At 69.6% G+C, this 18999-nt stretch carries 18 protein-coding genes and 1 pseudogene; 12 read left to right on the forward strand and 7 right to left on the reverse strand.

What is annotated here, in order from left to right; genetic code table 11:
• Positions 1 to 2: 2 nt before the first annotated feature.
• The 6 genes from cobO (at position 3) to CDA09_RS02670 (ending at position 5253) form a co-directional block, all read left to right on the forward strand.
• The gene (cobO, locus tag CDA09_RS02645; protein ID WP_121427206.1) at positions 3 to 614 is read left to right on the forward strand and encodes a cob(I)yrinic acid a,c-diamide adenosyltransferase; all 612 of its coding nucleotides are present in this window, start codon (positions 3 to 5) and stop codon (positions 612 to 614) included.
• Between the two features lie 211 nt (positions 615 to 825).
• Positions 826 to 1674 (forward strand): uroporphyrinogen-III C-methyltransferase, encoded by an 849-nt coding sequence (gene cobA / locus CDA09_RS02650; RefSeq protein ID WP_121427207.1) that lies wholly within the window; start codon positions 826 to 828, stop codon positions 1672 to 1674.
• On the forward strand, positions 1671 to 2972 hold the full coding sequence (locus CDA09_RS02655; protein ID WP_121427208.1) for a cobyrinic acid a,c-diamide synthase CobB: 1302 nt from the start codon (positions 1671 to 1673) through the stop codon (positions 2970 to 2972). Before cobA ends, CDA09_RS02655 begins: the two co-directional genes overlap by 4 nt.
• A 207-nt stretch (positions 2973 to 3179) precedes the next feature.
• A complete protein-coding gene (locus CDA09_RS02660) occupies positions 3180 to 3770 on the forward strand; it encodes a DNA-3-methyladenine glycosylase I (protein WP_121427209.1) in 591 nt (196 codons plus the stop codon).
• Positions 3767 to 4645, forward strand: a complete 879-nt coding sequence (locus tag CDA09_RS02665) for a LysR substrate-binding domain-containing protein (RefSeq protein WP_286164359.1) — start codon at positions 3767 to 3769, stop codon at positions 4643 to 4645. The genes CDA09_RS02660 and CDA09_RS02665 overlap by 4 nt, the downstream gene beginning before the upstream one ends.
• Positions 4646 to 4656: 11 nt before the next feature.
• Positions 4657 to 5253: an acyl carrier protein phosphodiesterase gene (locus CDA09_RS02670; protein WP_121427210.1), complete on the forward strand. Its 597-nt coding sequence runs from the start codon at positions 4657 to 4659 to the stop codon at positions 5251 to 5253.
• Positions 5254 to 5312: 59 nt separating this feature from the next.
• On the opposite strand, the gene CDA09_RS02675 is transcribed toward CDA09_RS02670, so the two are convergent.
• From CDA09_RS02675 to CDA09_RS02690, 4 genes are all read right to left on the reverse strand, one after another.
• Entirely contained in the window at positions 5313 to 5654 is a 342-nt protein-coding gene (locus tag CDA09_RS02675) for a hypothetical protein (RefSeq protein ID WP_121427211.1), read from the reverse strand.
• Positions 5655 to 5844: 190 nt separating this feature from the next.
• Positions 5845 to 6483, reverse strand: a complete 639-nt coding sequence (locus tag CDA09_RS02680; protein ID WP_121427212.1) for a LutC/YkgG family protein — start codon at positions 6481 to 6483, stop codon at positions 5845 to 5847.
• Entirely contained in the window at positions 6480 to 7886 is a 1407-nt protein-coding gene (locus CDA09_RS02685; RefSeq protein ID WP_121427213.1) for a LutB/LldF family L-lactate oxidation iron-sulfur protein, read from the reverse strand. Before CDA09_RS02685 ends, CDA09_RS02680 begins: the two co-directional genes overlap by 4 nt.
• A complete protein-coding gene (locus CDA09_RS02690) occupies positions 7886 to 8671 on the reverse strand; it encodes a (Fe-S)-binding protein (protein WP_121427214.1) in 786 nt (261 codons plus the stop codon). The genes CDA09_RS02685 and CDA09_RS02690 overlap by 1 nt, the downstream gene beginning before the upstream one ends.
• Positions 8672 to 8906: 235 nt before the next feature.
• On the opposite strand from CDA09_RS02690, the gene CDA09_RS02695 reads away from it, so the two are divergent.
• Both CDA09_RS02695 and CDA09_RS02700 read left to right on the forward strand, forming a co-directional pair.
• Entirely contained in the window at positions 8907 to 9875 is a 969-nt protein-coding gene (locus CDA09_RS02695; RefSeq protein WP_121427215.1) for a DMT family transporter, read from the forward strand.
• 21 nt (positions 9876 to 9896) lie between these two features.
• A complete protein-coding gene (locus CDA09_RS02700) occupies positions 9897 to 10277 on the forward strand; it encodes a DUF2784 domain-containing protein (protein WP_164844361.1) in 381 nt (126 codons plus the stop codon).
• Between the two features lie 25 nt (positions 10278 to 10302).
• On the opposite strand, the gene CDA09_RS23245 is transcribed toward CDA09_RS02700, so the two are convergent.
• Positions 10303 to 10476: a hypothetical protein gene (locus CDA09_RS23245; protein WP_164844362.1), complete on the reverse strand. Its 174-nt coding sequence runs from the start codon at positions 10474 to 10476 to the stop codon at positions 10303 to 10305.
• Between the two features lie 117 nt (positions 10477 to 10593).
• Between CDA09_RS23245 and gcvA the strand changes: the two genes are divergently transcribed.
• The 4 genes from gcvA (at position 10594) to CDA09_RS02720 (ending at position 15675) form a co-directional block, all read left to right on the forward strand.
• Positions 10594 to 11562, forward strand: coding sequence for a transcriptional regulator GcvA (gcvA, locus tag CDA09_RS02705; protein WP_121427217.1), 969 nt, complete (start codon positions 10594 to 10596; stop codon positions 11560 to 11562).
• A gap of 85 nt (positions 11563 to 11647) precedes the next feature.
• Complete coding sequence (locus tag CDA09_RS02710; RefSeq protein ID WP_502697084.1) at positions 11648 to 13897, forward strand: YgiQ family radical SAM protein; 2250 nt, start codon at positions 11648 to 11650, stop codon at positions 13895 to 13897.
• Complete coding sequence (ampD, locus tag CDA09_RS02715; RefSeq protein ID WP_121427218.1) at positions 13890 to 14516, forward strand: 1,6-anhydro-N-acetylmuramyl-L-alanine amidase AmpD; 627 nt, start codon at positions 13890 to 13892, stop codon at positions 14514 to 14516. The genes CDA09_RS02710 and ampD overlap by 8 nt, the downstream gene beginning before the upstream one ends.
• Before the next feature lie 412 nt (positions 14517 to 14928).
• Entirely contained in the window at positions 14929 to 15675 is a 747-nt protein-coding gene (locus tag CDA09_RS02720) for a transglycosylase SLT domain-containing protein (protein WP_164844363.1), read from the forward strand.
• Positions 15676 to 15726: 51 nt separating this feature from the next.
• On the opposite strand, the gene CDA09_RS02725 is transcribed toward CDA09_RS02720, so the two are convergent.
• Together CDA09_RS02725 and CDA09_RS02730 are read right to left on the reverse strand one after the other, a co-directional pair.
• Positions 15727 to 16887: a pyridoxal phosphate-dependent aminotransferase gene (locus CDA09_RS02725; protein WP_121427219.1), complete on the reverse strand. Its 1161-nt coding sequence runs from the start codon at positions 16885 to 16887 to the stop codon at positions 15727 to 15729.
• Positions 16888 to 16996: 109 nt separating this feature from the next.
• Positions 16997 to 18845 (reverse strand): annotated as a pseudogene (locus CDA09_RS02730) (phosphoenolpyruvate carboxykinase (GTP)).
• Positions 18846 to 18999: the final 154 nt, after the last annotated feature.

Below are 18999 nucleotides of genomic sequence, written 5' to 3' on the forward strand. Positions count from 1 at the left end.
ACATGGACGAACAGGACAAGGACAGGAACACCCGCCACGCCGAGCGCATGCAACGCAAGAAGGCGGTGGTCGACGAGAAGATCGCCGCGGCGCAGGTCGAGCGCGGCGTGCTGCTGGTCAACACCGGCAACGGCAAGGGCAAGTCGAGCGCCGCCTTCGGCGTCGTCGCGCGCGCCCTCGGCCACGGCATGAAGGTGGGTGTCGTGCAGTTCATCAAGGGCCGCTCCGACACCGGCGAGGAGGCCTTCTTCCGTCGCCAGCCGGACGTCGTGTGGCACGTGATGGGCGACGGTTTCACCTGGGACACCCAGGACCGCAGCCGCGACGTCGCGAGCGCCGAGGCCGCGTGGGAACAGGCGCGTGCGCTGCTGCGCGATCCGGCGATCGGGCTGGTCGTGCTCGACGAACTCAACATCGCACTGAAATACCGCTATCTTGACGTGGCGACGGTCGTCGCCGACCTGCGCGCGCGGCCCGCGCCGCAGCACGTGATCGTGACCGGCCGCGCCGCCCCGCCGGAACTCGTCGAGGCGGCCGACACGGTGACCGAGATGGGCCTCGTCAAGCATGCGTTCGCCGCCGGCGTGAAGGCGATGCCGGGCGTGGAATTCTGACGAGTGGAAGCATTACTCGTGCAAGCCTTGGCATACAGGAAAGCGCAGCCCCCGGCGGAGCGTGTTTCGTGCCGAGGCGCCCGCCACGCGCCAACGAGGCGCAAGATACGCTCCGTCGGGGGCGGTTTCGGGGCAAATTAGCCGTTCTGAAGCCGGATCGCCCGTAGCATTGTCAAAAACCAGACTCAACGATCATCCAGAAGAGACCCGCATGTCCCTTCCCGAACTTCCCAATCCCCGTCCCGGCCCTGCCGCCGGCCATGTGTACCTCGTCGGCGCCGGTCCCGGCGACCCCGAGCTGTTGACGCTGCGCGGTGCGCGCCTCGTCGCCGGCGCGGATGCGCTCGTCTATGACAATCTCGTCAGCCCGGCCATCGTCGATCTGGCGCCGGCGTCGGCCGAACGCCACTACGTCGGCAAGAAGGCCGCCGACCATACGCTGCCGCAGGAAGACATCAACCAGCTGCTGGTGCGGCTCGCACAGGCGGGCAAGCGCGTCGTGCGCCTGAAGGGCGGCGACCCCTTCATCTTCGGGCGCGGCGGCGAGGAGATGGAAGTCCTCGTCGCGGCCGGCATCACCGTCGAAGTCGTGCCCGGCGTCACCGCCGCGGCGGGCATCGCCGCCTATGCGGGCATCCCGCTCACGCACCGCGATCATGCGCGTTCGGTGGTGTTCACGACCGGCTTCCTCAAGGACGGTGCGCTCGACCTCGACTGGCCGATGCTCGCGCGCCGTGGCCAGACGCTGGTGATCTACATGGGCATCTCGCGCCTGCCCGACATCTGCCGCGAACTCGTGGCGCACGGCCTGCCGGCGGACACGCCGGCCGGCGTCGTCGAGCGCGGCACGACGCAGGCACAGCGCGTTGCCGTCGGCACGCTGGCGAATCTGCCGCAGGTGGTCGAAGAGGAAGGCATCCGCCCGCCGGCGCTGACCATCGTCGGCGACGTTGTCGGCCTGTATCCGCGGCTCGCATGGTTCTCGCCCGACAACGCGCCGGCCGTGCATCCGCCGCATGCGGGCTGTACGGCGGTGCATCCCGGCGGGAAGCCGGAATGAGCGGCGCCGTGTCGGATATCGTCCGCTGCCCGGCGCTTTTCGTCGCCGCGCCCGCATCGGGGCAGGGCAAGACCACGGTCACCGCGGCGCTCGCCCGCCTGCATGCGCGGCAGGGGCGGCGCGTGCGCGTGTTCAAGTGCGGGCCCGATTTCCTCGACCCGCAGATCCATGCGGTCGCGAGCGGCGCGCCCGTGTACAACCTCGACCTCGGCATGTGCGGCGCGGCCGACGCGGCGTGGCGGCTGTACGAGGCCGCGCGTGACGCCGACCTGATCCTCGTCGAAGGGGTGATGGGCCTCTACGACGGCAACCCGTCCGGGGCGGACATCGCGCGCCGCTTCGGCCTGCCGGTGATGGCGGTGATCGACGCGCGCGCGATGGCGCAGACTTTCGGCGCCGTGGCCCACGGGCTCGCGCACTACCAGCCGGGCCTGCCGTTCTCCGGCGTGCTGGCGAACCACGTCGGCAGCGCGCGCCATGCGGAGATGCTGCGCGCGGCGCTGCCCGCGGGCATGCGCTGGTATGGCGCACTGTCGCGCGACGTGCAGGCGGGGCTGCCGGAGCGCCACCTGGGCCTGCTGCAGGCCGCGGAGATCGCCGATCTGGAGGCGCGCCTCGACCGCTTCGCCGACGGCATCGCGGCGACCGGCGCGGCCGATCTGCCGGAGCCGGTCGCGTTTTCCGCCGCGCAGCCGCCGCAACTGCCGCCGCTGCTGGCCGGCCGCACGGTCGCGATCGCGCGCGACGCGGCTTATGGCTTCATCTACCCGGCGAACCTCGATACCCTGCGCGGGCTCGGCGCGCGGCTCGCATTCTTCTCGCCGCTTGCCGGCGACGCGCTGCCCGACTGCGACGCCGCGTGGCTGCCCGGCGGCTACCCGGAGCTGCACGGCGAGGCGCTCGCGGCCAACCCGCAGTTCTTCGCTGGCCTGCGCGCGCACGCGGCCGCCGGCAAGCCGCTGCTCGCGGAGTGCGGCGGGATGATGAGCCTGTTCGAGACGGTCGTCGACAAGGCCGGGCAGGCGCACGCCTTCGCCGGCCTGCTGCCGGGGCGCGCCGTGATGCAGCAACGCCTGGCGGCGCTCGGGATGCAGGTGGCGGAACTGCCCGAAGGCCGGCTCGCGGGCCACACTTTCCATTATTCGAAGAGCGACACGCCGCTCGCGCCCCTCGTGCGCGCGCAGACGCCGGACGGGCGCGAAGGCGAGGCGATCTACCGGCAGGGGCGGCTCACGGCGTCCTACGTGCATTTCTACTTTCCGTCGGACCCGGAGGCAGTCGCGGCGCTGTTCGGCTGAACTCAGTCCCGCGGGCGGGAGCGTTCGTGGCGGAAATCCGCCCCCTTGCGGGCGTGTTCCGCGCCTCGTTGGCGCGCGGCGGACGCCTCGGCACGAAACACGCCCGCAAGGGGGCTGCGCGGGGGCACGCTTTTCGGGCTGGCGAACTGCGTGCGCTAAACTTCGCCGAAACCGAGTTGGTCGCGATACGGCCCCACTGGAGAGAGCATGACCGAGCGCTGCGCGTGGGCGGGCAATGATCCGCTCTACATCCACTACCACGACACCGAATGGGGCGTGCCGACCGGCGATGCGCACACGCTGTTCGAATTCCTCGTCCTCGAAGGCGCTCAGGCGGGATTGTCGTGGATCACGGTGCTGCGCAAGCGCGAACGCTACCGCGCCGTGTTCGACGGCTTCGACCCCGAGCGCATCGTGCACTACGGCGACGCGAAGAAGGCGGAACTGCTCGCCGATCCGGGCATCATCCGCAACCGCGCGAAGATCGATGCGGTGATCCTCAATGCGCGCGCCTGGCTCGACCTGCGCGAGGCGGGTACCGATCCCGTCGCCTGGCTATGGAGCTTCGTGGACGGCCAGCCGGTGCAGAACGCCTTCGCCGCGCTCGGGGAGATCCCCGCGACGACGCCGCAGTCCGACGCGATGAGCAAGGCCTTGAAGGCGCGTGGCTTCAAGTTCGTCGGCAGCACGATCTGCTACGCGCTGATGCAGGCGGCGGGGATGACCAACGACCATGTCGTGAGCTGCCCGCGCCACGGCGCAGTGACCGCGCTCGCGCGTGCATGGGGATGCGCTTGAGCGCGCCGCTGCGCCGCGTGCCGCCGATGCATGCGCTGGCGGCCTTCGAGGCGGCCGCGCGCCTGGGCGGCTTCGCGCCCGCGGCCGAGGAGCTGTGCGTGACGCCCAGCGCCGTGAGCCACCGCATCCGCCAGCTCGAGACCCAGCTCGGCACCGTGCTGTTCGAGCGCGCGTCGGGCGGGGTGCGCCCGACCACCGCCGGGCGGCTGTATCTCGACAGCGTGCGCGAGGCCTTCGACAAGCTCGCGCAGGCGGGCGCCGTGCTGCAGCCCGAACGCGAGCGCCTGCGCGTGTCGATGCCGCCGACTTTCGCGCGCCAGCTGCTGATGGCACGCCTGCCCGAATACCTGCGCGCGCACCCGGAAGTGGAACTGGAGGCGCACCTGTCGATCCCGCTGCAGGACGTCACCGCCGAGGCCGCCGACGTCGAGGTGCGCTGGGGCGCGGGCGACTACCCGGACCGCGTCGTGCGCAAGCTCTTCGACGACACGATGGTGCCGCTCGCCGCGCCCGCGTGGATCGCCGCGCACGCGCCGGCGGGCATGGCGGATCTCAGCCGGCTGGAACTGCTGCGCTCGCCGCTGCTGCCGTGGCGGCCGTGCTTTGCCGCAGCCGGGCTCGACTGGGCGGAACCCGAGCGCGGCGCGGTGTTCAACGACCTGGGGATGCTGATGGAGATCGCCGCGGCCGGCCTGGGGGCGGCGGTGTGCACGCGGCGCCTGTCGGCAGCGTGGGTCGAGACGGGGCGGCTGGTGCCGCTCTTCGGCGTGTCCGCGCCGGCGCCCTTCACCTATTACGCCGTCACGACGCCGGCGCAGAGCAAGCGTGCGGTGGTGCAGGCATTCATCGACTGGCTCGGGGCGGCGTTCGGGTAGGGGCCGGCAGCATGAACTTCCTCGCCCACGCCTGGCTTGCCGGCGATCTTCCCGCCGACCGCCTCGGCGGCCTGATGGGGGACTTCGTCAAAGGGCCGCTGCCCGCGGGCCTGCCGCCGGACGTCGCGGAAGGGGTGCGCCTGCATCGCCGTATCGACGTGTTCGCGGACACCCATCCCGCCTTCCAGCGCAGCCGTGCGCGGATCTCGCCCGAGCGCCGGCGCGTCGCGGGCGTGATGGTCGACATGTTCTACGACCATTTCCTCGCGCTGCATTGGGACCGATTCCACGGCGTGCCGCTGGAGCATTTCAGCGCGGCGATGTACGCGCTGATGGGGGCGAACGGCGCACTGCTGCCGCCGCGTCTGGCGGCGATCCTGCCGCACATGCGCGACTCGGACTGGCTGGGGAGTTACCGTTCGGCCGACGTCATTGGCATGGCGCTCGACCGCATGGCGCAGCGGCTGCGCCGCGAGAATCCGCTGACCGGCAGCGGCGCGGAACTCTTTGCCGGGTATGCCGGCTTCGAGGCGGATTTCTTCGAGTTCATCGCGGCGGCGGAGGCGTTTGCCGCGGACTGCCGGGCCCGGCGCGGACCCGGCGCTTAAGGCAGCGATCAGATTCTTCCGAACGGGATGTCGCTGCCAGGTTACAAAAATGTGTTGCGTCAGCGCAACGGAATGACCAGCGGCGGGATGTCCACGCCGATCGTGATCGCGGGGTCGCGCGGATAGTAGCGCGGCGCATAGACCGGGGCATACACCGGCGCCGGGGCGTAATAGCCGATCGGGCGCTCGTAGTACCGGTATTCGCGCACGATCGGGCGGCGCTCGATGATCCGTTCACGGATCACGACGCTCTCGCGGTCGCGGAATTTCTTGTAGTGGCCGAGATGGCGGCCGCGGTCGTGCCAGTCATCGTCGTCGTCATCGGCGTGGGCGGGCAGGGCGGCGACGAGGACGCCACCCGCGACGAGCGCGGCAAGCAGCTTGAATGCGTTGGTTTTCATGGTTGTTTCTCCAGACGGACCGGACAGGGGGCGATCGGGCCGCACCCTGTCCCCATGCGCATTAAACGCGAGATCGCGGGCAGACGTTGTCGCCGAGATGTAAGCGAATTATGCAAAACACGGGCGGGGCGGGGGCGGATGCTGCGGGAAAGGTGCTCCCGCCGCAGGCCCCTGCCCGCTGCCGCCGGCGTCAGCCGACGACGATCACATGCACGCGGCGCGGGCCGTGTGCGCCGAGCTGGATGGTCTGCTCGACGTCGGCCGTGCGCGACGGGCCGGAAATGATGTTGGTCGCGCGCGGCATGCCTTCGGGGCGGGCGCGCAGCACGGCCCACGCCTCCTCGAAGTGGCCGACGATGGCGCCCGCGTCGAGCACGACCACGTGGTCGTCCGGGACGAAGTTGTGCGTGATCGGGCTCGCCGGACCGGACGCCATCATCAGGCTGCCCGGCTCGGCGATGCCGGCGAGCGCCTGCGATACCGCCATCGTCTCGCTGATCCCGGCCGGCCCGTGGTGGATCTCGAGGCCGGGAAACGCCAGGTCCTGCAGCGCGGCGCCGACCGCGGCACGCGCGGGCAGGCCCTTGCCGGCGCGATAGGCTTCGACCGCGGCGGGCACGTCGGCGCGGCTTGCGACGCGGGCGGTCGTGCCGGCGCGGCTCTCGAACTTGCGGATGAAACGCGCGGCGAGGTCCTCGTCCTGCGCGGGACGGGTGTGGCGCGGGACGCGGGCGTCGAGCTCGGCGCGCTGCGTGGCGTCGAGCGGACCGCGCCGGAGCGCGCTGCGGACGGAGCCGAGGATCGCGTCCCTTGCGTTGCTGGTACTCATTGCTGGCCTCGCTTGCCTTGCCACAGTTCGAGGAAGGTGCGCCCCGCCGGCGCCGGCAGGTCGCGCACGTCGGTCCAGCCGCTCGCGAGCGGCAGGCGGCGGATGCTGCCGTTCCTGGCGATCGCCGACAGGAAGCGCGCGCCGACCTGTTCGAGCGCGTGATAGAGCTTCGGCCGCGTCGCGACGTAGCGCCATACCTTGAGCGCGCGCTTCTGCATCACCGGCGTGAGGTCCTGCTGGTGCTGCATGTGGCGCAGCTCGCGCAAGAGGTCCGGCAGCGGAATCTTCACCGGGCACACGGACGCGCAGCGGCCGTTGAGGGTGCACGCGTTGGGCAGGTCGTAGGCGTTGTCGAGCCCCTTGATGAGCGGCGTGAGCACCGAGCCCATCGGGCCGGGATACACCCAGCCGTAGGCGTGGCCGCCGACCGCGCCATACACCGGGCAGTGGTTCATGCACGCGCCGCAGCGGATGCAGCGCAGCATGTCCTTGAAGCGCCCGGCGAGCATCTTCGAGCGGCCGTTATCGACCAGCACGACGTGGTACTCCTCCGGGCCGTCGAGGTCGTCGGCGCGGCGCGGGCCGGTCGAGATCGTCGTGTAAGTCTCGGTCTCCTGGCCGGTCGCGCTGCGGGCGAGCAGGCGCAGGAAGAGCGTCGCGTCATCCAGCGTCGGCACCACGCGCTCGATGCCGGAGGTGACGATGTGCACCTTCGCGAGCGTCTGCGTCAGGTCGCCGTTGCCCTCGTTGGTGACGATGATCGACGAGCCGGTCTCGGCGACGAGGAAGTTGCCGCCGGTGATGCCGACGTCGGCGCGGAAGTACTTGTCGCGCAGCACGAGGCGCGCCTCATTGACGAGATCCGGCACCTCGGTCTTCCTCGGTCCGCCGTGGGCGGCCTCGAAGAGATCGGAGACTTGGTCCTTGGTCTTGTGCACGGCCGGCGCGATGATGTGCGAGGGCGGCTCGTGCGCGAGCTGGATGATGTATTCGCCCAGATCCGTCTCGACGACCTCCATGCCGTTGTCGATCAGCGCCTCGTTCAGGGCGATCTCCTCGGACACCATCGACTTGCCCTTCGTGACGGTCTTCGCGTTCACGCGCTTGCAGATGTCGAGGATGATGTTGCGCGCCTCCTCGGCGTCGCGCGCCCAGTGCACGTGGCCGCCCGCGGCCGTCACCGCCGCCTCGTAGCGTTCGAGGTAGTGGTCGAGATTGCCGAGGATGTGGTTCTTGGTGTTCTTCGCTTCTTCGCGCAGCTGCTCGAACTCCGGCAACTCCGCCGCCTGCTGCGCGCGCTTGCCGACGAAGCCGCCGCGCGCCTTGCCGAGCGCCTGCTGCAGGCTCGCGTCGTGGATCGCAAAGACCGCGCGGTCCTTGAATTCCTTCGAGCGGATCTCCATCAGTCGGCCTCCTTCGCCGCGCCCGCGAGGCCGGGGCCGTCGGCGAGGCCCGCAAGCACTTCCGCGGTGTGGAACACCTTCACCGGCGCGTGAATGCGCTTCAGGCGTCCGGCGATGTTCATCAGGCAGCCGAGATCGCCGCCGACCAGCGTGTCGGCGCCCGAGGCGAGGATGTTCCTGACCTTGTCCTCGACCATCTTCTCGGAGATCTCCGGGTACTTCACGCAGAAGGTGCCGCCGAAGCCGCAGCACACCTCGCTGTCCTCCATCTCCTTGAGCTTGAGGCCGGCGACGTCGCCCAGCAGGGCGCGCGGCTGGCCCTTGATGCCCAGCCCGCGCAGGCCCGAACAGGAGTCGTGGTAGGTCACGGTGCCGTCGTAGCGGGCGTCGGCGGGCGCGGCGTGCAGCACGTCGGCGAGGAAGGACAGCAGCTCCCAGCTCTTCTCGGACAGCGCCTGCGCGCGCGGCCGCCACACGTCGTCGTTCTGGAACAGCACCGGGTAATCGTGGCGGATCGTCGCCATGCACGAACCGGACGGGCCGACGATGTAGTCGTAGTGCTCGAAGGCCTCGATCACCTGGCGCGCGAGCGCGCGCGCGGCGTCGTAGTCGCCGCTGTTGTAACCCGGCTGGCCGCAGCAGGTCTGGTTCGCCGGCACCTCGACGGTACAGCCGGCGTCTTCGAGCAGCTTCACCGCCGAGAATCCGACGTTCGGGCGGAATACGTTCATCAGACAGGTGGCGAACAGTCCGACGCGCGGCCCGCGGGTGGGCGTTTCGGTCATGTGGGATATCTCCGCTTCTTGTTCGGGATGGGTGGCGCGATGTTAACAGGGGCCGCCGCGCCGCGCGGCGAGGGATTTTCAGCGCTGCGATGAGCCTGATTCATGTGCCTCGCAGCATAGCAGCTGGTGCCGGACCGTTCACCGCGCTCAGGGTTTTCCCGATGCCATGCGCGGCCACCCGTGCCCTCAGGCGCCATGCGTGGCACACTGCGCCCTTCGTTTCGGGATCGGGTTCATGCTGGCTGGTTTGCTCGCCGCGCTGGGTGCGGGGCTGTTGTGGGGACTGGTGTTCGTCGTGCCGCTGATGCTCGGGGATTACCCCGGCATCGCACTCGCGTTCGGCCGCTACATCGCCTTCGGCGTGCTGGCGCTGGCGCTGGCATGGTTCGACCGCGCGGCGCTGATGCGCCTCACGCGCGCCGACTGGATCGAGGCCGGCAAGCTCGCGCTGATCGGCAACCTTGTCTACTACTCCACGCTCGCGAGCGCGATCCAGCTCGCCGGCGCGCCGGTGCCGACGCTGATGATCGGCACGCTGCCGGTCGTCATCGCGATCTGCGCGAACCTCGGCGAACGCCGCGCGGGCAACGCCGCTGGGGCGGTTGCGTGGCGGCGCATTGCGCTGCCGCTCGCGGTGATTCTCGGCGGACTGCTGGTGGTGCACTTCGATCCCGCCGCGCATGCGGCCGCAGCGGCGGGGGGCGCGGCGCAGGACGGGCCGCGCTACGTGCTCGGGCTGTTGCTCGGCGTCGCGGCCGTGGCGTCGTGGACCTGGTACCCGATCCGCAACGCCCGCTGGTTGCGCGCGCGCGAGCCGGGGCTCGCACGGCCGTGGGCGACCGCGCAGGGGCTCGTGACGCTGCCGCTCGCGCTCCTTGGCGCCGCCGGCTTCGCGCTGTGGCAGGGCGTCACTGCGCCGGCGGACGTGTTCGATTGGCCTTTCGGGCCGCGGCCCGCAGCCTTCGTCGGCCTGATGCTGCTCGTGGGCCTCGCCGCATCCTGGCTCGGCACCCTGTTGTGGAACCGCGCGAGCCACCTGCTGCCGCCCGCGCTTGTCGGCCAGCTCATCGTGTTCGAAACTTTGTCGGCGCTGCTCTATGCTTTCCTGTGGTACGGGCGCTGGCCCAGCGTGGGCGAGGCGGTCGGCATCGTGCTGCTGGTTGTCGGCGTGCTGTTGGGGGTACGCGTGTTCCGTCCGGCCTGACCGGATCCTGGGGAGAAGGCTGTGTTTGCTCTGATGGCGGCCGATTTCGTCGTGCTGATGCACGCGCTTTTCATCGCCTTCGTGGTATTCGGAGGCTTGCTGACGATCCGCTGGCCGCGCCTGGCGTGGGCGCATCTACCCGCCGCTGCATACGGGGCCGGCATCGAGCTGATCGGCTGGACCTGCCCGCTGACGCCGCTGGAGAACGCGTTGCGGCGGGCAGCGGGCGGCGGCGTCGAGCTTCAGGGGGGATTCGTCGAGCACTACCTGATCCCGCTGATCTATCCGCCGGGACTCACGCCCGCGGTGCAGGCGGTGCTCGGGTTCGCCGTCGTGGCGGCCAACGTGGCGGTGTACGGAATTGTCGCCCTGCGTCGGCAGCGGCGCAGGGCGACCGATTGAGCGGCGCCCTCGTGGGGCGCGGGACTCAGTGGGGTTGGGGGCTGGAGCCGATCAGGAGGTCGAGCACGGCGTTGGCGAGGCGGGCGACGATGCGCTTCGTGCGCTGCCAGCCGGCGACGAACAATTGGCCGAGCGCCTCGTTGCGCCTGCGCTGGGCTTCACGGATATAGCCCTGATAAAACAGATAGTCCTTGTCCATGTTGCGGCTCCTTGGCGTTTGAGCCCGTCGTGAGGGCCTGGAAGCGACTGTACGGATATTTGTTGCATCGCAACAAGCGATCGTTCATCATGCGACGCCTTAGAAAATTTCATCCGTATGCCGGCCCGCCTTCCTCCACTCAACGCCCTGCGCGCCTTCGAGATCGCTGCGCGACACCTTAGTTTCAAGCTCGCCGCCGAGGAGCTCTCGGTCACGCCGACTGCGATCAGCCACCAGATCCGCGGGCTCGAGGACGACCTCGGCGTGCCGCTGTTCCGGCGCCTCACGCGCGCGCTCGAACTGACGCCCGAAGGCGAGGCGATGCTGCCCAAGCTGCGCGAGGCGATGAGCGCGATCACCGCGTCGGTCGAAACGGTGCGCGCGATGCGGCCGGTGAGCCGGCTGTCGGTCGTGGCGCCGCCGTCGTTTGCGTCGCGCTGGCTCGTGCCGCGGCTGCAGGGCTTCGCCGAGACGCATCCCCAGGTCGAGCTGCACCTGGCGAGCGCCACGCGGGCGATCGACGGTGTCGAAGCGGGCGGTCTCGGCATCGACCCGCCGGCGCCGCGCGCCGAAGGGGCGCAGCTGTGGATCCGTTTCGGCTCCGGGCGCTACCCCGGCTACCGCAGCGAGCTGCTCGTCGAGCCCGAATACACGGCCGTCTGCAGCCCGGCGCTGCTGCGCGCGAAGCTGCCGCTGCGCGAGCCCGCCGACCTGAGACGCCACACGCTGATCTACGACGACACGGTGCCCGACACGCGCGAGCGGCCGACCTGGCCCGAATGGCTCGCCGCCGCGGGCGTCAGCGGCATCCGCACCGCCGGCCTGCATTTTGGCGACTCCGGCCTCGCGATCGCGGCGGCGCTCGACGGCCTCGGCATCGCGCTGCTGTCGAAGCCGCTCGTCGCCGCCGAAGTCGCGGCCGGCCGCCTCGTCGTGCCCTTCGCGATCAGCGTGCGGCGGCGCTTCGCGTACTACCTGGTCACGCAGGACGCCGTCCCCGACGCCCTGCCGACCGCAGCGTTTCGCGCCTGGCTGCTCGACGAGGTGCGCCGCGACGCCGCGCTCGCCGGCATGCGGCACGCGTGATGCGGTCGCCAGCCCCTTGCCTCTCTTCCCCTGCCCGATTGAACCGAACGACGGCACGGAATCTCTGAATACAATGCCTGCGACCATGAACACCGATTCCCTCCCCAGCATCCTTGCCGCCGCCCGCCCGCCCGCCCGGCCCGCCCCCTTCCTGCCGATGTCCCGCGCCGAGATGCAGGCGCTGGGGTGGGACGAGTGCGACGTCGTGCTCGTCACCGGCGACGCCTACCTCGACCATCCGAGCTTCGGCATGGCGCTCGTCGGGCGGCTCCTCGAGGCGCAGGGCTTTCGCGTCGGCATCCTCAGCCAGCCCGACTGGAAGAGCGCGGACGCCTTCCGCGCCCTCGGCCGTCCGCGCCTCTTCTTCGGCATCACCGCCGGCAACATGGATTCGATGGTCAACCGCTACACCTCGGACCGCAGGATCCGCTCCGACGACGCCTACACGCCCGGCGCCGAAGCGGGCCGGCGGCCCGACCGCGCAGTGACCGTCTATGCGCAGCGCGCGCGCGAAGCCTTCCCCGACGCCAAGGTGGTGCTCGGCAGCATCGAAGCCTCGCTGCGCCGCATCGCGCACTACGACTACTGGTCCGACAAGGTGCGGCGCTCGGTGCTGCCGGACTCCAAGGCCGACCTGCTGATCTTCGGCAACGCCGAGCGGGCGCTCGTGGCTCTCGCCCACCGGCTCGACGCCGGCGAGCCGATCGAATCGATCCGCGACCTGCGCGGCACGGCCTTCATGGTCAAGCCCGGCTGGCTGCCGGGCGCGGAATGGAGCGAGATCGACTCGCTCACGCTCGATCGCCCCGGCCCGGTCGCACCGCATCCCGATCCCTACGCGATGGAAGCGGAGATGGTGACGGCCGCCGCGGAGGGCGCCCAGCCGGTGCGCATCGTCCCCGCCGCCGAGCGCGTCGCCGCCCGGCGCGCGGCGCGCGGCAAGACCGTCGTGCGCATGCCGTCCTACGAGATGGTCGTCGCCGACCCGGTGATGTACGCGCACGCTTCGCGCGTCTTCCATCTCGAATCGAATCCCGGCAACGCCCGCGCGCTCGTGCAGGCGCACGGCGAAGGGCCGGGGCGGCGCGACGTGTGGCTCAACCCGCCGCCCGTGCCGCTCACGACGCCCGAGATGGATTTCGTCTATGGCCTGCACTACGCGCGCCGCCCGCACCCGTCCTACGGCGACGCGCGCATCCCCGCGTGGGACATGATCAAGTTCTCGATCAACATCATGCGCGGCTGCTTCGGCGGCTGCACTTTCTGCTCGATCACCGAGCACGAGGGGCGCATCATCCAGAGCCGCTCCGAGGCATCGATCCTGCACGAGATCGAGGAGATCCGCGACAAGACGCCCGAATTCAAGGGCCACATCACCGACCTAGGCGGCCCCACCGCGAACATGTACCGCATGGCGTGCAAGGACAAGAAGATCGAGTCCTCGTGCCGGCGCCTGTCGTGCGTGTATCCCGGCATCTGCGAGAACCTCAAGACCGACCACGCGCCGCTGATCTCGCTGTACCGCAAGGCGCGCGCGATTCCCGGCGTCAAGCGCGTCACGATCGGCTCGGGCCTGCGCTACGACCTCGCGGTGCGCTCGCCCGAATACGTCAAGGAACTCGTCACGCACCACGTCAGCGGCCTGCTGAAGATCGCGCCCGAGCATACCGAGGAAGGGCCGCTGTCGAAGATGATGAAGCCCGGCATCGGCACCTACGAGAAGTTCGCCGCGATGTTCGAGAAGTACTCGCAGGAGGCCGGCAAGAAGCAGCACCTCGTGCCCTACTTCATCGCCGCGCACCCCGGCACGACCGACGCGGACATGGTGAACCTCGCGCTGTGGCTCAAGCGGCAGGGCTTCAAGCCCGACCAGGTGCAGACCTTCATGCCCACGCCGATGGCGATGGCGACGACGATGTACCACAGCCGCAGGAACCCCTTGCGCAAGGTGTCGGCCGACTCCGAGATCGTCGAGACCGCTCGCGCCGGCAAGCTCAGGAAGCTGCACAAGGCCCTGCTGCGCTGGCACGACCCGGAGAACTGGCCGCTGATCCGCGAGGCCCTGCAACAGATGGGACGCGCGGATCTCATCGGCAACGGGCCGAACTGCCTCGTGCCGCGCCACCAGCCCGGCGTGCCCCTCGGTGCGGCCGGCAGCACCCCTGCGGGGCGCGGTCCGGCGAAGGCGCCTGCCGGCAAGCGCCCGAGCTGCGGCGGGAAGCGGACTCCGGCCGCCGAGCGTGGCACGGAGCGTGCCCAGACGGCGCGCCCTTCCCCCGGCACGAAGCCAGCGGCGGCCCGCAAACCTGCGCGGCCGGCGAAGCGCCATGCATGAGCGGACATCCGCCGTGGCGGGGCAGGGCGCCGTGCCCGACGCGGCAGACTGCACCGAAGGAGGCTGGGTCGACGCTGCACTGCGCTGCCCGTCGCCGAATTGCGACGCCCGCCCGCCGGGTACGGACGTCACGCTGATCGTCGTCCACGCGATCAGCCTGCCGCCCGACGAGTTCGGCGGCCCGGGCGTCGAGCAACTCTTCACCAACGCCCTCGACCCCGCGGCGCATCCGTACTACGCGGCCATCGGCCACCTGCGCGTGTCGGCGCATTTCTTCATCCGCCGCGACGGCAGCCTGCTGCAGTTCGTGCCGACCGACGCGCGCGCGTGGCACGCCGGCGTGTCGAACTGGCGCGGGCGCGAGCGCTGCAACGATTTCTCGATCGGCATCGAGCTGGAAGGCTGCGACACGCAGCCCTTCGACGCGGCGCAGTACGAACGGCTGGCGGCGCTGCTGCGCGAGCTGTGTGCGCGTCACCCGATCGAGGCGGTGACGGGCCACTCGGACATCGCCCCCGGGCGCAAGACCGACCCCGGCCCGTGCTTCGACTGGCAGCGTCTGCGGCTGGCGCTGGGGCGGCCGGAACTCGCCTGTGGCCCCCTGTCCGGCCCGCCCTGAGGTCGCCAGCACAGTGCTGTTACAAATTTTGTGACAATTTTTTCACTTCTTGCGAAGGCCAGTCTGTGCGAGACTTCGCCACCTGAAGGAGGAAGGTGGGCCTCACTCGCAGCGTGCCTGCTTGACCAAGCCCAATAAAATCAATAGAGTAGGGTTATTGCTGCAGCGCAGCAACGTATTTTTCAATTGTAGTTTTCAATAATTGGCAGCGGGGCGGCGCACGATTCCGAACGGAATCGGCGTCTTGGGACAGCGCCGGAGAGCGCATCCGTCTCCCCGCCGGGCGTGCGGTCTGGTTGCGATCGCGCACTCGAACAACCACTGAAGACGTGATCTTCCGATCGACAGGCGAAGTCTGTCTGGGCGCTGCTGGCGCCGCGGTCGAGGGCATGGTCGCAGCAGGGAGGTACCGATGACTCACGCAACTCGTCCTGGTCGCAGGCTTCACGACGCGGCCACGTTCTTCGTGCATTTCGTCCACGGCAGTCTGATCCTCACGGCGTTCGCGTTTGTCGCGTTCGCGGGAGCGGGTTATCTGCGCAAGGACCCTGTCAGCTATGCCGACCTCGGCCCCGGAGTTCTGGAGGCCGCGGCTGCCGGCGACACTGCGGAGCCCCCTGTCCCGGCGCCTGAACCGGCCGCGGAGGCGCCCGCCGAAACGCCGCGACCGAAGGTCGCGACGCCTGCGGGGGGGCTGTCGGCCGAGATGCGCGGCGTGCGCGATTTCGTCGTGCAGCGCTACAACATCTCCACGCGTGCGCTCGAACCGCTGCTTGCGGCCGCCGAACGCAGCGGCCGCAAGCTCGGGGTCGACCCGCTGCTGATCGTTGCGGTGATGGCGATCGAGTCCAGCTTCAACCCGTTCGCCGAGAGCCAGAACGGCGCGCAGGGCCTGATGCAGGTGATCCCGCGCTTCCATCTCGACAAGATCGGCCGCAACGCCGGCGAGGATGCGCTGTTCGACCCGATGCTCAACATCCGCGTGGGCACGCAGGTGCTCGTCGAGGGCGTGCAGCGCTTCGGCAGCATGCAGGCCGCGCTGCAGTATTACGGCGGCGCCCTGAGCGATCCGAACGCGAGCTACGCGAACAAGGTGCTGGCGCTGCAGAAGCGCCTGCTCGCGGCCGCGGCACGCGCGAAGACGGGGGCCGGCGCCTGACGACGCGCGGGGGGCGCTTCCCGGCCTCCGCGCACGTCGTTTCCGGTGTCCTCAGGCGCGCATGCGCGCGATGCGCTCGATCGCTTCCAGCAGACGCTCGCGGCGGTTTGTGTAGGCGATGCGCAGATGGCGGCGCGGCTGGTTGTCGCCGAAATCCAGCCCCGGCGTTGCCGCGACCCCCGCTTCCTCGATCAGGCGGTGGGCGAGCGCTTCGCTGTCGTCGGCGAGGTGCGAGACGTCCGCATAGATGTAGAACGCGCCCTGCGGCTCCGCGCCGACGATGAAACCCAGCTCGCGCAGTGCCGGCAGCAGCGTGTCGCGGCGCTGTGCGAACTCGTGCCGACGGGCTTCCAGGATCGCTATCGTGGCCGGCGCGAAGGCCGCCAGCGCGGCGTGTTGCGCTGGCGTGGAGGGCGAGATGAAGAAATGCTGCGCGAGCTTCTCGATCTCGCGCACGTAGGCCTGCGGCGCGACGAGCCAGCCCAGGCGCCAGCCGGTCATCCCGAAGTACTTGGAAAAGCTGTTCACGACGAACACGTCGTCCATCGACTTCAGCACGGTGCTCGCCTCGACGCCGTAGGTCAGTCCCTGGTATATCTCGTCGACGATCAGCGTGCCTTGGTGTGAGAGCGCCGTCGCACGCAGCGCCGCGAGTTCGGCCGGGTCGAGCAGGGTGCCGGTCGGGTTCGACGGGCTCGCGACGACCAGCCCGCGCGTGCGCGCCGTCCAGGCGCCCGCGACCTGATCGGGCGTCGGCTGGTAGCGCGTCTCCGCCCCCACCGGCAGCGCCCGCGGCGCCCCTTCGAAACTGCGCACGAGGTGGCGGTTCGACGGATAGCCGGGGTCGGGCAGCAGCCACTCATCGCCCGGATCGGTTGTCGCGGCCAGCGCCAGCATCAGCGCGCCGGACGCGCCCGGCGTGACGATGATGCGCTCGGGTGCGACGTCCGCGTCGAAGCGGTCGTGGTAGAAGCGCGCGATCGCCTCGCGCAGCTGCGGCAGGCCGAGGGCGGCCGTGTAGTGCACGTCGCCGCCGGCGAGGAAGCGCGTCGCCGCATCGATCATCGGCTGTGGCGTCGCGAAGTCGGGCTCGCCGACTTCCATGTGGATGATGTCGCGCCCCTGCGCTTCGAGCGCGCGCGCGCGGCGCAGCAGCTCCATCACGTGGAAGGGCTGGATGTCGGCAGTGCGGCGGGCGAGATGCGGTGTCATGCGTATTCCTCGGGGGGCGATCGATGTGAAATTGTAGGGGACGGAAAAAACAAAAGCGCCGACGCGCGGCGCTTTTGCTCGTTCAGCCGGCCGTGGCCGGCGGGCAGGTTCAGACCGACAGGGCCAGCTCGAACATCTCGCGCTTGAGCGTCAGCGCGCGCGGCAGGCGGTCCTGCAGCTTGTCGAACCATTCCTTGTGCAGCTCGAGTTCCCTCTTCCACGCGTCGGCGTCGACCTGGGTCAGCGCCTCGAACTCGGGCTTGGTCACGTCGGAACCGGTCCAGTCGATGTCCTCGAACTTGGGCATCCAGCCGAGCGAGGTCTCCTTCGCGCCGATGCGGCCGCGCACGCGGTCGACGATCCACTTCAGCACGCGCATGTTCTCGCCGAAACCCGGCCACATGAACTCGCCCTTCTCGTTGATGCGGAACCAGTTTACGCAGAAGATCTTCGGGGTCTGCTCGACCACGTGGCCCATCTTCAGCCAGTGGTTGAAGTAGTCGCCCATGTGGTAGCCGCAGAAGGGCAGCATCGCGAACGGGTCGCGGCGCACCACGCCCTGCGCGCCGAAAGCGGCAGCGGTGGTTTCGGAGCCGAGGGTCGCGGCCATGTAAACGCCGAAGTTCCAGTTGAACGCCTGGTAGGCGAGCGGCACGGTGGTCGCACGGCGGCCGCCGAAGATGAAGGCCGAGATCGGCACGCCGGCAGGATCTTCCCAGGCCGGATCGATCGACGGGCACTGGCTGGCCGGCGCGGTGAAGCGCGAGTTCGGGTGCGCCGCCTTGCGCCCGGTTTCCTTCGCGAGTTCCGGCGTCCAGTCCTTGCCCTGCCAGTCGATCAGGTGCGCGGGCGCTTCCTTGCTCATGCCTTCCCACCACACGTCGCCGTCGTCGGTCAGCGCGACGTTGGTGAAGATGATGTTTTCCTTGAGCGTCGCCATCGCGTTGTAGTTGGTCTTTTCCGACGTGCCCGGGGCGACGCCGAAGAAGCCCGCTTCCGGGTTGATGGCGTAGAATTTGCCGTCCTTGCCCGGCTTGATCCACGCGATGTCGTCGCCGACGGTGTAGATCTTCCAGCCGTTGAAGGACTTCGGCGGGATCAGCATGGCGAAGTTGGTCTTGCCGCAGGCCGACGGGAAGGCCGCCGCGACGTAGGTCTTCTCGCCTTCGGGCGACTCGACACCGAGGATCAGCATGTGTTCGGCGAGCCAGCCTTCGTCGCGCGCCATCGTCGAGGCGATGCGCAGCGCGAAGCACTTCTTGCCCAGCAGCGCGTTGCCGCCGTAGCCCGAGCCGTAGGACCAGATCTCGCGCGTCTCGGGGTAGTGCACGATGTACTTGGTGTCGGGGTTGCACGGCCAGCGCGAATCCTTCTCGCCCGGCCCGAGGGGGGGCGCCGACGGAGTGCACGCAGGGCACGAACTCGGCGTCGCTGCCGAGCACGTCATACACCGCCTTGCCCATGCGCGTCATCGTGCGCATGTTGGTGACGACGTACGGGGAGTCGGTGATCTCGACGCCGATGTGGGCGATCGGCGAACCGAGCGGGCCCATCGAGAACGGCACGACGTACAGCGTGCGACCGCGCATGCAGCCCTTGTACAGGCCGTTGAGGGTCTCGCGCATGGTGGCCGGGTCTTCCCAGTTGTTGGTCGGGCCGGCGTCGTCCTTGTTCCTGGAGCAGATATAGGTGCGGTCTTCGACGCGCGCGACGTCCGAGGGGTCCGACCACGCGAGGTAGGAATTCTTGCGCTTTTCCGGGTTGAGCTTGATCAGCATGCCCGCCTCGACCATTTCGGCGCACAGGCGGTCGTATTCCTCGGCCGATCCGTCGCACCAATAAACCCGGTCGGGTTCGGTCAGGGCGGCGATTTCGGCGACCCACTTCTTCAGGCCGGCGTGGCGAATGTAAGCGGGTGCGCCGGCCAGGATGGCCTCGGCGGACAAGCGTTGAGTCATGATGGAAAACTCTCCAGATTGCAAAAGCGGTAAGCCGCCTGGAGCTCGCAGCCGCGCGTCCCGGGCGGGATTTTTGACGGGCCTTTGGACCTTCTTGTTGCGCCGTCGCTGCGGAAACTACTAGGGTAAACCGCAGTCGGCGAAAGCTTAATAT

This window comes from Azoarcus sp. DN11 (assembly GCF_003628555.1).
GTDB lineage: Bacteria > Pseudomonadota > Gammaproteobacteria > Burkholderiales > Rhodocyclaceae > Aromatoleum.